Origin of the sequence: Streptomyces sp. NPDC047002 (assembly GCF_040704505.1) — a bacterium.
Taxonomy (GTDB): Bacteria; Actinomycetota; Actinomycetes; order Streptomycetales; family Streptomycetaceae; genus Streptomyces.
Window position 1 is genome coordinate 185362 of the sequence record NZ_JBEYWC010000008.1, and the last position, 13970, is coordinate 199331.

The window sequence follows — 13970 nt, forward strand, 5'->3', positions numbered from 1 at the left end:
CACCCATGCCGCACCTGCCCGCTTCGTTCACGCTGCCCGACCACGAGATCCAACTGCGCGCACGGCGCAGGGCGCGCCGCAGGGAGTCCGCCACCGCCTACGGGTTCGTCCTGCCGGCCGTCCTGGTCATCCTCGGCCTGAGCGCCGTGCCCGTCGTCTGGTCGCTCCTGCTGTCCTTCCAGGTCGACGACCTGGTGACGCCCAGCAGATGGGTGGGGCTCGACAACTACCGCGCGCTCACCCTCGACCCGCACTTCGGCCAGGCCGTGCGCAACACCCTGCTGTACACGGTCGCCTACGTCCCCCTCAGCATGCTGCTCGGGCTCGCGCTCGCCCTCGCGCTGAACCGGCGCATACGCCTGGTCGGCCTCTACCGGACCCTGATCTTCGTGCCGTTCGTCATCTCGGAGACCGCCCAGGGGGTGCTGTTCTCCTTCATCCTCGACCCCGAGTTCGGCGCGGCCAACTCCGTGCTGCACGCGATGGGCCTGCCCTCCCAGGGCTTCCTCACCGACCCGTCGCAGGCGCTGCCCGTCCTGGTGGGGGTCTCCCTGTGGAGCGGCACCGGATTCTGCGTGGTCATCTACCTGGCCGCGCTCCAGGACGTGCCCCACCCCCTCGTCGAGGCGGCCAGGCTCGACGGCGCGGGACGGTGGCAGGTGCTCCGCCACGTCGTGCTGCCGACGCTCAGGCCCGTCAGCGTCTTCCTCGTCATGTGGCAGACGCTCAGCGCCCTCCAGGTCTTCGACCTCGTCTACGTCACGACCAAGGGCGGCCCGCTCGGATCGACCACCGTCATCGTCTACTTCATCTGGGAGCAGGCGTTCAAGAACTTCACCGCCGGCTACGGCGCGGCGGCGGCGTACGTCCTCGCACTCGCCCTGCTGGTGATCTCGGGAGGCATGCGGCTCGCGAGGCGCCGCGGTGCCGCGGAGGGGACAGCACGATGACCGCGACCACCACCCGGGCCTCCGGCGCGCTGCGCCCGGCACCCGCCCCCGCGCCCGCCGCGCCCCGCAGGCGGCGGCTGCCCTTCAGCGGCTGGCACCTGCTGCTCGCACCGCTCGCCCTGCTGTTCGCCCTGCCGCTGGTGTGGCTGGTGCTCAGCTCTGTGATGAGCAACGCCGAGATCAACCGCTTCCCGCCCGCCCTCTGGCCGTCAGGCATTCACCTGGACGGATACCGGTACGTGCTCGGCAACGGCATGTTCCCCCGCTGGTTCGCCAACTCGCTGATCGTCTCCGCGACCGCCGTCGCCTCCAACCTCGTGCTCGGCTCGCTCGGCGGCTACGCCTTCGCGCGGATGCGGTTCGCCGGCTCCCGCGTGCTGCTCGTCCTGATGCTCGCCACCATGGCGATCCCCTTCCAGCTCACGATGATCCCGACGTTCCTCGTCATGAAGCGGCTCGGGCTCATCGACACGCTCGGCGCGCTGATCGTCCCCTCGCTGGTGACACCGTTCGCCGTGTTCCTGCTGCGGCAGTTCTTCCTCTCGCTGCCCAGGGAACTGGAGGAGGCCGCCTGGATCGACGGCTGCTCCCGCCTGCGGGTGCTGTTCCGGATCGTCCTCCCGCTGTCGCGGCCCGCGCTCAGCACCGTCGCGGTCCTCACCTTCCTCAGCACGTGGAACGACCTGACCTGGCCGCTGATCGCCATCAACCACGACACGCAGTACACACTCCAGCTGGGCCTGACCACCTTCCAGGGCCAGCACCACACCCAGTGGGCGGCCGTCATGGCGGGCAACGTGATCACCGTGCTCCCCGTCCTGCTCGCCTTCCTCGGCGCGCAGAAGTCGTTCATCCGGTCCATCACCTCGAGCGGCCTCAAAGGGTGACACCGCCCGCGCGCCCGGACCGCCGTACGCCGCCCACCTCCACAGGAAGACCCATGCCGCACACCTTCGACCTCTTGGTCGTCGGGGACGCCAACCCCGATGTCGTACTCGGACCGCTCGACGAACCGCTCGCCTTCGGCCAGCGCGAACAACTCGTGTCCGACGGGGTGCTCACCCTCGGCGGCTCCGCCGCCATCACCGCGTGCGGCGCCGCCAGGCTCGGGCTGTCCGTCGCCCTCGCGGGCCGGATCGGGGACGACGAGGCGGGGCGGTTCGTGCGCGCCGCCCTGGAGGACAGGGGGGTCGACACCGGCGCGCTGCGCGTCGACCCCGGCCTGAGCACCCCGCTGACCGCGGTGGTTGCACGCGGCGAGGACCGCGCCATCCTCACGGCCCCCGGCACCCTCGCCGCCGTAGCGCCAAGCGACGTGCCCGAGCGCCTCCTGGCCACCAGCAGGCACGTGCACGCGGCCTCGTACTTCCTGATGCCGGCACTCGCGGCCGGGCTCCCCGGCCTCCTGCGCACGGCCCGCGACCACGGCGCCACGACCTCGCTCGACACCAACGACGACCCCTCGGGCCGCTGGGACCCCAGCGGCATCGCCGCCGTCCTGCCCGCCACCGACATCCTGCTGCCCAACGCGCGGGAGGCCCTCGCGCTCGCGGGACACAGCGACCTGGAGCGCGCCGCGGCGCACCTCGCCGCCCGCGGCCCGCTCGTCGTGGTCAAGGACGGCGCGCGCGGGGCGCTCGCCCACGACGGCCGCACACCGTCGAGGGCCGGCAGCGTCCCCGTCGCGCCACGGGACACCGTGGGGGCGGGCGACAGCTTCGACGCCGGCTATCTCGCCGCCGTCCTCGCGGGCGAGGAACCGGGCCGCGCCCTGCGGATCGCCGCGGCCTGCGGCGCCCTTTCCACCCGCGCCCGCGGCGGCACCGCCGCGCAACCCACCTGGACCGAGGCCCTCGCGGCCCTCGCCCACGACGGAGAGAACCACTGATGACCGCCAAGAAGATCGTGTTCGTCGGCGCCGGAAGCGTCGTCTTCACCCAGGGGCTGCTCGCCGACCTCTTCAGCTTCCCCGAACTCCAGAACGCCCGCATCGCCCTCCACGACATCGACCCGGAACGCCTGGCCACCGCCGAGGGAGCCGCCCGGTTCATCGCCGCCGAGCGGGGCGCGGCACCGGTCGTCACCGCGCACGCCGACCGCCGCGAGGCCCTGGAGGGCGCCGACTTCGTCATCAACATCGTCCAGGTCGGCATGCGCGAGTCCACCAGGACCGACTTCGAGGTGCCCGCGCGCCACGGCCTGCGCCAGACCATCGGCGACACCCTCGGCATCGGCGGCATCTTCCGCGCCCTGCGCACCTTCCCGCTGCTCAAGGCGCTCGGCGAGGACATCGCGGCCGTCTGCCCCGACGCCTGGCTGCTCAACTACACCAACCCGATGGCGATGAACGTCCAGTACCTCACCCGCGCCACCGGCCTGACCCGCGTCGTCGGGCTCTGCCACTCCGTGTACTGGACCATCCACGACCTCTCCGCGCTCCTCGGCGTGCCCCAGGACGAGGTCCGCTACCACGCGGCGGGCGTCAACCACCAGGCGTGGGTCCTGAGCCTCGAACACCAGGGCGTCGACCTCTACCCTGGGCTCGACGCCCTCATCGCCGAGGACGAGCAGCTCAGGCGCAGGGTGCGCGTGGACATGTACCGGCGCCTCGGCTACTACCCGACCGAGACCAGCGAGCACTCCAGCGAGTACGTGCCCTGGTACCTCCACCACGACAGCGAGATCAGCCGGCTGCGCCTGCCGGTGGGCGCCTACCTCGACATCGTCGACGAGAACACGGCCGTGTACGAGAGGACCCGCGCCGCGCTCGCCGCGGGCCGGCCGCTCCCCGTCGAGTCCACCATGGAGTACGCGCCCCAGATCATCCACAGCATCACCACCGGCGTCCCGCGTACCGTCTACGGCAACGTGCCCAACCGCGGCCTGATCGGCAACCTGCCCGCCGAGGGCACCGTCGAAGTGCCCTGCCTCGTCGACGGCACGGGCGTGCGGCCCACCAGGATCGGGGAGCTGCCGCCGCAGCTGGCAGCGCTCAACCGCACGTACCTGAGCACGAACGACCTCGTGGTGCGCGCCGCCGTGGACGACGAGCCGCGGCACATCCGCCACGCGGCCATGACCGACCCGGCGACCGCGGCGAGCCTGACCGTGGAGCAGATCTGGGACCTGTGCGACGACATGGTGCGCGCCCACGGCGAGCTCCTCCAGCCCTCGCTGCGCGCCACCCTCGGCCACTGAACCGCCATGTGACCCCCGGAGGGCCCGCAACGATGAACGAACTGCGTGTCGGAGTCGTCGGCGTCGGCCAGCGCGCCCCGCTGGCGACCGCGGCGAACCGGCCGGGCACCGCCCGCGTCGTCTCGTGTGCGGACGTGTCACCGCGCGGCCGGGCCGACGCCGCCCGGCTGTTCGGCCGCGACGCCGCGATCCACACCCGCTACGAGGACATGGCGGACGACGGCCTCGGCGCCGTGTTCGTCCTCACACCGGACGACCGCCATCTCGAACCTGCGCTGTTCTTCCTCGCCCGGGGCGTCCCCGTCTTCGTGGAGAAGCCGCTCGCCGTCACCGTGGCGGACTGCGACCTGCTGCTGCGCGCGGCCCTGACCTCGGGGACGCGCCTGTACGTCGGCCACAACCTGCGCCACCTGCCGGTACTCCGCCGCATGCGGAAGATGATCGACGAGGGGCTCGTCGGAACGGTACGCGCGGTGTGGTGCCGGCACTTCGTCGGGCACGGCGGCGACTACTACTTCAAGGACTGGCACGCCGAACGCGCCCGCACCATCGGCCTGCTGCTCCAGAAGGGAGCCCACGACCTGGACGCGATCCACTGGCTGGCCGGCGGGTACACCAAGGATGTGGCGGCCTTCGGGGACCTCGCCGTGTACGGCGGCAACCCGCGCCGCCCGGGGACGGGAGCCCAGGAGCGGGAGGAGGGTGCCGCGCGCATGCCGGACTGGTTCGACCCGGACGTCTGGCCGCCCGCCGCGCTCACCGGGCTGAACCCCGTGATCGACGTCGAGGACATCAGCATGCTGATCGGCCGCCTGGACAACGGGGTGCTCGCGAGCTACCAGCAGTGCCACTTCACCCCCGACTACTGGCGCAACTACACGGTCATCGGGGACCGGGGACGCATGGAGAACTTCGGGGACGGCCTGGAGGACGACGAGCCCGTGATCAAGGTCTGGAACACGCGCCGCTCCGGCTACCGGCCGCAGGCCGACCTCGTCGAGACCCTGAGCGGCGACGACTCCTCGCACGGCGGCGCCGACGCCGCCCTCGTCGGGGAGTTCCTGCGCTTCGCGGCGGAGGGCGGGCCCACCGAGACCTCGCCCGTCGCCGCCCGCGAGGCGGTGGCCGCGGGCGTCGCCGCCACCCGCTCGCTGCGCACCGGCGGGAACCGCACGCCCGTGGAACCGCTCGCACCCGACCTCGCCGGATACTTCGCGGAACACCAGCGCGGGGGCCCCGCGGCCCCGCCGGGCGGTGTCGCCACCCGGTGATCCGCGCCCCACCCGCCGCGGGCCGGTGCCGCAGGGCACCGGAACCCGCAGTCCACCAGCCACTCAGGGCCCTGCGGGGCCACCCGACACGCCACGGGAGCACACATGTCCTTCACCAGCGACGAGATCGCCCGCCAGCCGGGCGCCTGGCGCAGGGCCGCGGAGACGGCCGCCGCCGCGCGCGGCCTGCCCGAGCCGGGGGAGCGGGTCGCCGTCGTCGGCTGCGGCACGTCCTGGTTCATGGCCGAGGCGTACGCCGTCCTGCGTGAGTCCCGCGGACTCGGCGAGACCGACTTCTTCGCGGCGTCGGCCTTCCCCGCGGGCCGCGCCTACGACCGGGTCGTCGCCATCACCCGCTCGGGCACCACGACCGAGGTGCTCGACGTGCTCGGCCGCGTGCGCGGGACCTGCCCCACGGTGGCCCTCACCGCCGACACCGCCACCCCGGTCGCGTCGGCCGCCGACCACCTCGTGGACCTCGCCTTCGCCGACGAACGCTCCGTCGTCCAGACGCTGTTCGCGACGACCGCGCTGACCGCGCTGCGCGCCTCGCTCGGCGAGGACGCCGAGCCACTGGCCCGCGCCGCCGAGACCGCCCTGGGGGAGCCGCTGCCCGAGGAGTGGCTCGCGGCCGAGCAGATCACCTTCCTCGGCGACGGTTGGGCCCACGGCGTCGCCCGCGAGGCCGGGCTCAAGATGCGGGAGTCCGCGCAGGCGTGGACGGAGGCGTACCCGAGCATGGAGTACCGCCACGGGCCGATCAGCATCGCGGCCCCGCACCGCCTCGTCTGGCACTTCGGCGAGGACACCGCGGGGCTCGCGGCGGACGTCGGCCCCACGGGCGCCGCCTTCGTCGACCACCCGCAGGACCCGCAGGCCGACCTCGTACGGGTGCAGCGCCTCGCGGAGGCGACGGCGCGCCGCCGGGGCCTCGACCCGGACCGCCCGCGCTCCCTGAGCAGGTCCGTCGTGCTGGAGCCGCGGCCGTAGCGCCCCGCGAGACCGCGCCACCTTCCGCACGCGCCTCCCGGGGGCGCACCACACAGCAGGAGTACCCGACGTGCTCACCACCACCTCAGCCCTCGTCTGTGCCGCCCGCGCCGCGGGCACCGGCGTCGCGGCCCTCAACGTCATCACCCTCGAACACGCGGAGGCCGTCGTCCGCGCAGCCGAGCTGACCGGCCTGCCCGCGATCGTCCAGATCAGCCAGAACGCGGCGCGCCACCACGGCGACGTCGCCCCGCTGGCCGCCGCGGTCGGCACCCTCGCGCGGGCGAGCGGCGCCAGGATCGCCCTCCACCTCGACCACGTCGAGGACGTCGCCCTGCTGCACCGCACCGCCGAGTGCGGCGCCGGGTCGGTGATGTTCGACGCCTCGCGGCTGAGCGACGAGGAGAACGTGGAGGCCACCAGGGCCGCCGCCGAATGGGCCCACGGGCAGGGCCTGTACATCGAGGCCGAACTCGGCGCCATCGGCGGCAAGAAGGGCTCGGCGCACACCCCGGGGGTACGCACCGACCCCCGCGAGGCACGCGAGTTCGTCGAGGCCACCGGGGTCGACGCGCTCGCGGTCGCGGTGGGCAGCAGCCACGCCATGAAGGACCGCACGGCCCGCCTGGACCTGGGCCTCGTCGCCCGCATCGCCGCCGAGGTCCCCGTACCGCTGGTCCTGCACGGCTCCTCAGGGGTGCCGGCGGCCCAGCTGCGGGAGGCCGTACGGCACGGCATGACCAAGGTCAACTTCGGCACGCTGCTCAGCGTCGCCTTCACGGACGCGGTGCGCGCCTCGCTCGCCGCGTCCCCCGAGGAGCACGACCCCCGCCCCTGGCTCGCCGACGGCCGGGCGGCGGTCGTCGACGCGGCGGCCGGCTGCCTCAGGGCCGTGGACGTGGCCTGACCCGGAGGGGAGCCGCGGTCAGGCGGCGCGCCGCGGGACGCCGCCCGGACGCACGTCCCGCGGGCACCTGGCTTCCACAGCGAGCGGCCTTGTCGTGCGCCCGTCCGTGTGCCGTACCCGCGCCACGCGGCGCGGGTACGCTCTCCGCCTCCCGTCGTGGCGGCCTGCGCCCTGCGGGGGAGTGGGGCCATGACGCGACGCGCAGCACCCCGGCACACCGAGGACGGCCACTTCGTCGTGGTGGGCGGCCGCAGGTGGCGGGCGACCGACCCCGCCGTACCCGAGGACGCCGCCGCCAGGCTGCGCTCCCACCTGATGGCCGCACGCCGCGCGGTGGGCGGCGCACTGAAGTCGGGCGACGCCGCGGCCGAACGCGTGGCGAGGAAGCGGGTCCGCACGGCGAAGGTCGCGCTCGGCGAGCGGGGGCGCCCGCCGTGGTGGGAGCAGGACGACGCCTCCCGCAGACGCCGCTGGCAGGAGGGGCTGCGCGCACTCGACGCGTGAGCGGCCCGCAGGCACCGGCGGGGGGCATGCGGGCGGACACCGGAGGAGAGGCGTTGTCAAACATCAGACATTTGAATGTATGCTCGATCCATGGACAATCTTCGGGCACCTCGCCGCGCGGCGAGCCTGTCGGCTCAGGTGGTGGAGAGCCTGCGGGAGCAGATCACCTCGGGGGCGTGGCCGGTGGGCGCGCGCATCCCGGCCGAGCACGTGCTGGTGGAGCGGCTGGGCGTCGGGCGCAGCACGCTGCGCGAGGCGCTCGGCGCCCTGGTCCACCTCGGCCTCCTGGAGGCGCGCGTCGGCGACGGGACGTATGTCAGGGCGTCGAGCGAGCTCCAGTCCGCGCTGGTGCGGCGCGCCGGCGCGTCACGCGGGGACGACGTGCTCGAACTGCGCGCCGTCCTTGAGGAGTACGCGGCGGGCGCCGCCGCCCTGCGCCGCAGCGACGAGGACCTGGACCGGCTGCGCGCCCTGGCCGACGAGGCGGGCGCCGTCGCGCGGACCGGCGACATGGCGGCGGTGGCGCGCACCGACGCCGGGTTCCACGAGGCCGTCGTGCGGGCGAGCGGCAACGCACTGCTGATCGAGATGTACGAGCACCTCGGCGCCGCGGTCTCCGCGGTCCTCGGCGACCTGCCGTGGGACACCGCGACCGTGGTCGAACACGCCCGTCTGCACACCCGGTTGGTCGAAGCGATCACCGCGCGCGACGAGGTCGGCGCCCGGCACTGCGTGAGCGTGATCGTCGCCCTCAACCCCGGGGGGAGCACCGGTGGAGAGGACTGACGTGGGCGCGCAGGACGCCCCGGCGCCCGGCCGCGACCGGCTCCCCGCCCCCGCGGCACCGGTCGGCCTGCTCGTCGCCATCCTGCTGGTCGCTGCGAACCTCAGGGCCACCCTGACCGGCGTCGGCACCCTGCTGCCCGACATCGAGCGCGGCAGCGGCCTCGGTTCGACCTGGGGCGGCCTGCTGAACACCCTGCCCCTGCTGACGTTCGCCGCGACCTCCCCGCTCGTCGCGCGCGCCTCGCACCGCTACGGGACGGCGAAGCTCCTCGCGTCCTCGCTCGCCGTACTCGCCTGCGGCACGGCTGTCCGCTCCTTGCCCTCCGACATCGCCCTGTTCGCCGGCACGGTGGTGCTCTCCGCCGCGATCGCCTGCGGCAACGTCCTGCTGCCCGCCGTGATCCGCCGGCACGTGCCGGGGCCGCGCATCCCGACCGTCAGCGCGCTCTACGTGACCGTGATGGGCCTCGTGGCCGCCGTGTCCTCCGGCATCTCCGTGCCCCTCGCGCACGCCCTGCCGGGGAGTTGGCACACCGGCCTTGCCTGGGGGATCGTCTTCGCCGTCGCCGCGCTGCCCGTCTGGCTGCTGCGCACCCGCGGCGACGCGCCCGCGGCGAGCACGGGCGTGACGCCCGCCCCGACGCCCTGGCGGTCCGCCCTCGCCTGGAAGGTCAGCCTCTTCATGGGCCTCCAGTCCTTCGGCTTCTACACGATCATCGCGTGGCTGCCGAGCATCCTCGCCCGCCAGGGCATGAGCGGCACCGCCGCCGGGTGGACGCTGTTCTATTACCAGATCGTCGCGCTCACCGCGGGCCTGCTCGTGCCCCTGGCCACCCGGGGCCGGCCCGACCAGCGCCTCACCGCCGCGGGCGCGTCGCTGATCGTCGCCGCCGGGTTCCTGCTCCTGCTGGTCCCCGCGCTGACGGTGGTGGCCTGCACCCTGCTCGGCCTCGGCGGCGGCGCGTGCCTCGTGCTCGCGCTCAGCTTCCAGAGCCAGCGCGCGGGCGGCCCGGGACAGGCCGCCGCGCTCGCCGGGATGGCGCAGTCGATCGGCTACCTGGTGGCCGCCGCGGGACCGCTCCTGCTCGGCGCCCTGCACGACGCCACCGGCGGCTGGACCGTCCCGCTCGTCCTCCTCGCCGCGGTCGGCCTCGCCATGGCCGCCGCCGGCCACGGGGCGGGCCGCGACCGCCGCGTCAGCAGCGGTGACGCGCCAGGGACGGAGGCCGGGCAGGGCGACCGGGCGCGCTGACGCCCCACGGGGCGCACCGGTTGGTCGGCACCGCCGGTCGGCAGGGGCGCGGCCGACCGGCGGTGCCGGGGCCATCCGTTGCGCACCGCCGGGAGCCGTCCCGCGGGGCGCCCCGCGCGCCAACGGCACCCGCCGGCAACCGCCCTGACCACCCGTGAGGCCGATCCCGGCGCAACACCCTTGACTGGCACCACTCCTGCTCGTCTAGGGTGACGTGGCAGGGTCCTGACAACGTTGTCCCCACCTCACACGGGAGTCCCCGTATGCAGCACTCACACCCCAGGGACCGCCGCCGCAGGCTCAGACCGGCTCTCGTCGCCGGACTGGCCGCGCTGGCCCTCGTGGCCTCCGCGCAGGGCGGCGCCTACGCGGCAGCGGCCACCCCCGCGCATGGCGCGAAGACGTCCTTCAGCTCCTCGTTCGAGGCCGGCGACCCGGCCCCGACCTGGACCGACACCGCCGAGCACGGCAAGGTCTCCGGGGTCGACGGCGCGTTCACGAGCGGGGTCCAGGGCAACCTGAACGACCATGTGACCGCCGTCGCCGCGAGCGGCGAGAACACCCAGGGCGGCGAGGTCGCCCGCAACCTCGCCGACGGCGACGCGTCCAGCAAGTGGCTCGCCTTCGCCACCACCGGCTGGATCACCTACGACCTCGACTCCCCGGTCGCCCTCACCGGCTACGCCCTGACCTCCGCCAACGACCACGCGGAACGCGACCCCACGTCGTGGGCCCTGGAAGGCTCCACGGACGGCAAGGACTGGAAGACGCTCGACACCCGGGACGGCCAGTCCTTCGCCAAGCGGCAGCAGACGCAGAGCTACGAACTCGCCGGCGCACCGGCCGCCTACGCCCACTACCGGCTGGAGATCACCGCCAACAACGGCGCCACCGACGCCACCCAGCTGGCCGACCTGCAACTCGTCGCCGCAGGTTCCGACGCGCCGCCGCCCCCGCAGATGCTCAGCCGCGTCGACAGCGGCCCCGCCACCTCGCCGACCGCCAAGACCGGCATGGGCTTCACCGGCAAGAGCGCGCTGCGCTACGCCGGTTCGCAGACCGCCGCGGGCCGCGGCTACTCGTACAACAAGGTCTTCAAGGTCGACGTCGCGGTGCGCCGCGACACCCAGCTCTCGTACGAGATCTTTCCCGCGATGGCCACTGGCGATCTGGACTACCAGGCCACCAACGTCTCCGTCGACCTGGCCTTCACCGACGGCACCTACCTCAGCGGCCTCGGCGCCGTCGACCAGAACGGCTTCGGGCTCAGCCCGCGCGGCCAGGGCGACTCCAAGTCCCTCTACGTCAACCAGTGGAACCACCGCGTCTCGCGGATCGGCGACGTGGCGGCGGGCAAGACCGTGGCGCGCGTCCTCGTCGCGTACGACGCCCCCAAGGGGCCCGCCAAGTTCCAGGGCTGGGTCGACGACATCGGCCTCGGCGTGGCACCGCAGGCCAAACCGAAGGCGCACCTCTCCGACTACGCGCTGACCACCAGGGGCACCAACTCCAGCGGCAGCTTCTCGCGCGGCAACAACTTCCCCGCGACCGCCGTGCCGAACGGCTTCAACTTCTGGACCCCGGTCACGGACGCCGGCTCCGACAGCTGGCTCTACAACTACGCCAGCCAGAACAACGCCGACAACCTCCCCGAGATGCAGGCGATCGGCCTCAGCCACGAGCCGAGCCCCTGGATGGGCGACCGGCAGACCTTCCAGGTCATGCCGTCGGCCGCCGCGGGCAAGCCCGACACCTCGCGCACCGGCAGGGCCCTCGCGTTCCGCCACGACAACGAGGAGGCGCGGCCCTACGAGTACGGCGTCACCTTCGAGAACGGGCTTACGGCACAGGTCGCGCCCACCGACCACGCCGCGATGATGCGCTTCACCTACCCGGGCAAGGACGCGTCCGTCGTCTTCGACAACGTCTCCCAGCAGGGCGGCCTGACCCTCGACAAGGACAACGGCACCTTCACCGGCTACTCCGACGTCAAGAGCGGCCTGTCCACCGGCGCCACCCGCCTGTTCGTGTACGGCACCTTCGACGCGCCCGTCACCGACGGCAGTTCGAGCGGGGCCACGGGCTATCTGACGTTCGCCCCGCGGCACGGCCGCACGGTCACGCTGCGCATGGCGACCTCGCTGATCGGCATCGACCAGGCCAAGGCCAATTTGGCCCAGGAGATCCCGGCCGGCACCTCGTACGCGAAGGTCCGCGACGCGGCCCGCGCGCAGTGGGACAAGCTGATGGGCCGGATCACGGTGAAGGGCGCGAGCGAGGACCAGCTCACCACGCTCTACTCCAACATGTACCGGCTCTACCTCTATCCCAACTCCGGCTTTGAGAACACCGGTTCGGTGAAGAAGCCGGTCTACCGCTACGCCAGCCCGTTCTCCGCGATGCCGGGACCCGACACCGCCACCCACACCGGCGCGAAGATCGTCGACGGCAAGGTGTACGTCAACAACGGCTTCTGGGACACCTACAGGACCACCTGGCCCGCCTACTCGCTGCTCACGCCCCAGAAGGCGGGCGAGATGGTCGACGGGTTCGTCCAGCAGTACAAGGACGGCGGCTGGATGTCGCGCTGGTCCTCGCCCGGCTACGCCGACCTGATGACCGGCACCTCGTCGGACGTCGCCTTCGCGGACGCCTACGTCAAGGGCGTGAAGTTCGACGCCGAGGCCGCCTACGACGCGGCGGTCAAGAACGCCACCGTCGTGCCGCCCTCCTCGGGCGTCGGCCGCAAGGGCATGGCGACCTCCCCGTTCCTCGGCTACACCACCACGAGCACCGGCGAGGGCTTCTCCTGGGCCATGGAGGGGTACGTCAACGACTACGGCATCGCCCAGATGGGCAAGGCCCTCTACCAGAAGACCCACAAGAAGCGGTACGCCGACGAGTCCGCCTACTTCCTCAACCGGGCGCAGGACTACGTCGAGCTCTACGACAAGCAGGTCGGCTTCTTCCAGGGACGCGACGACCAGGGCGACTGGCACCTGCCGCCCGGCCAGTACGACCCGCGCGACTGGGGCGGCGACTACACCGAGAGCAACGGCTGGGGCTACTCCTTCACCGTGCCCCAGGACACCCGCGGCCTCGCGGACGTCTACGGCGGCCGCGCCGGACTCGCGAAGAAGCTCGACACGTTCTTCTCGACGCCCGAGACGGCCGGGTTCCCCGGCGCCTACGGCGGTGTCATCCACGAGATGACCGAGGCCAGGGACACCCGGATGGGCGAGCTCGGCCAGAGCAACCAGCCCGCGCACGGCATCACGTACATGTACGACGCCGCAGGCCAGCCGTACAAGACGCAGGAGAAGGTCCGCGAGGTGCTGTCCCGGCTCTACACCGGCAGCGACATCGGGCAGGGCTACCACGGTGACGAGGACAACGGCGAGCAGTCCGCCTGGTACATCTTCTCGTCGCTCGGCTTCTACCCGCTCGTGATGGGCAGCGGCGACTACACCATCGGCTCCCCGCTGTTCCGGCAGGCCACCCTGCACCTCGACAACGGGCGGACCCTGACGGTCAACGCGCCGAAGAACAGCTCACGCAACGTCTACATCCAGGGCGTGAAGTTCAACGGCAAGCGGTGGGACTCGACTTCGCTCCCGCACGATCTGCTCGCCAAGGGCGGGACGCTGGACTTCGCGATGGGGCCGCGGCCCTCCGCCTGGGGCAGCGGCGCGAAGGACGGACCCACCTCCATCACCCAGGGCGACACGGCCCCGACGCCGCGCACCGACGCCCTCTCGGGTTCCGGTGCCCTCTTCGACAACACCTCCGGCACGTCGGCCTCGTTCACCGCGGTCGACCTGCCGCTCGCCACCCCCGGTGCACCGGTCGAAGGCGTGCAGTACACGCTGACCTCCGCGGACCGCACCAAGGCCCCGGACGGCTGGGTGCTCCAGGGCTCCACCGACAACAGCCACTGGACGACCGTGGACCGGCGCTCGGGGCAGTCCTTCACCTGGGACAGGCAGACCCGCCCGTTCACTGTCGCCCACCCGGGCGCCTACACCCACTACCGGCTGGTGGCGGACCACGAAAGCACCCTCGCGGAGGTCGAGTTGCTGCACTGACCCGCACCCACCCGCACCGGGGCCCCG

The 13970-nt window shown here is 73.1% G+C and carries 11 protein-coding genes; all 11 read left to right on the forward strand.

Features of this window, described 5'->3' with window-relative positions:
• The first annotated feature begins 5 nt into the window (after positions 1-5).
• The 11 genes from AB0910_RS11130 (at position 6) to AB0910_RS11180 (ending at position 13943) form a co-directional block, all read left to right on the forward strand.
• The gene (locus AB0910_RS11130) at positions 6-950 is read left to right on the forward strand and encodes a sugar ABC transporter permease (protein WP_366744261.1); all 945 of its coding nucleotides are present in this window, start codon (positions 6-8) and stop codon (positions 948-950) included.
• Positions 947-1837 (forward strand): carbohydrate ABC transporter permease, encoded by an 891-nt coding sequence (locus AB0910_RS11135; RefSeq protein ID WP_366744262.1) that lies wholly within the window; start codon positions 947-949, stop codon positions 1835-1837. The genes AB0910_RS11130 and AB0910_RS11135 overlap by 4 nt, the downstream gene beginning before the upstream one ends.
• Before the next feature lie 53 nt (positions 1838-1890).
• The gene (locus AB0910_RS11140; protein ID WP_366744263.1) at positions 1891-2838 is read left to right on the forward strand and encodes a carbohydrate kinase family protein; all 948 of its coding nucleotides are present in this window, start codon (positions 1891-1893) and stop codon (positions 2836-2838) included.
• The gene (locus tag AB0910_RS11145) at positions 2838-4148 is read left to right on the forward strand and encodes an alpha-glucosidase/alpha-galactosidase (RefSeq protein WP_366744264.1); all 1311 of its coding nucleotides are present in this window, start codon (positions 2838-2840) and stop codon (positions 4146-4148) included. The genes AB0910_RS11140 and AB0910_RS11145 overlap by 1 nt, the downstream gene beginning before the upstream one ends.
• 32 nt (positions 4149-4180) lie before the next feature.
• A complete protein-coding gene (locus AB0910_RS11150) occupies positions 4181-5419 on the forward strand; it encodes a Gfo/Idh/MocA family oxidoreductase (protein WP_366744265.1) in 1239 nt (412 codons plus the stop codon).
• Between the two features lie 105 nt (positions 5420-5524).
• Positions 5525-6409: a sugar isomerase gene (locus AB0910_RS11155; protein ID WP_366744266.1), complete on the forward strand. Its 885-nt coding sequence runs from the start codon at positions 5525-5527 to the stop codon at positions 6407-6409.
• Positions 6410-6479: 70 nt separating this feature from the next.
• Positions 6480-7316 (forward strand): class II fructose-bisphosphate aldolase, encoded by an 837-nt coding sequence (locus tag AB0910_RS11160; protein WP_366744267.1) that lies wholly within the window; start codon positions 6480-6482, stop codon positions 7314-7316.
• 189 nt (positions 7317-7505) lie between these two features.
• Positions 7506-7820 (forward strand): hypothetical protein, encoded by a 315-nt coding sequence (locus AB0910_RS11165; RefSeq protein WP_366744268.1) that lies wholly within the window; start codon positions 7506-7508, stop codon positions 7818-7820.
• Positions 7821-7910: 90 nt separating this feature from the next.
• The gene (locus tag AB0910_RS11170; protein WP_366744269.1) at positions 7911-8606 is read left to right on the forward strand and encodes an FCD domain-containing protein; all 696 of its coding nucleotides are present in this window, start codon (positions 7911-7913) and stop codon (positions 8604-8606) included.
• Positions 8593-9858 carry an MFS transporter gene (locus AB0910_RS11175; RefSeq protein WP_366744270.1) on the forward strand — a complete coding sequence of 422 codons (1266 nt, stop codon included), beginning with the start codon at positions 8593-8595 and terminating at the stop codon, positions 9856-9858. The genes AB0910_RS11170 and AB0910_RS11175 overlap by 14 nt, the downstream gene beginning before the upstream one ends.
• Before the next feature lie 263 nt (positions 9859-10121).
• Complete coding sequence (locus AB0910_RS11180) at positions 10122-13943, forward strand: GH92 family glycosyl hydrolase (protein WP_366744271.1); 3822 nt, start codon at positions 10122-10124, stop codon at positions 13941-13943.
• Positions 13944-13970 lie beyond the last annotated feature (27 nt).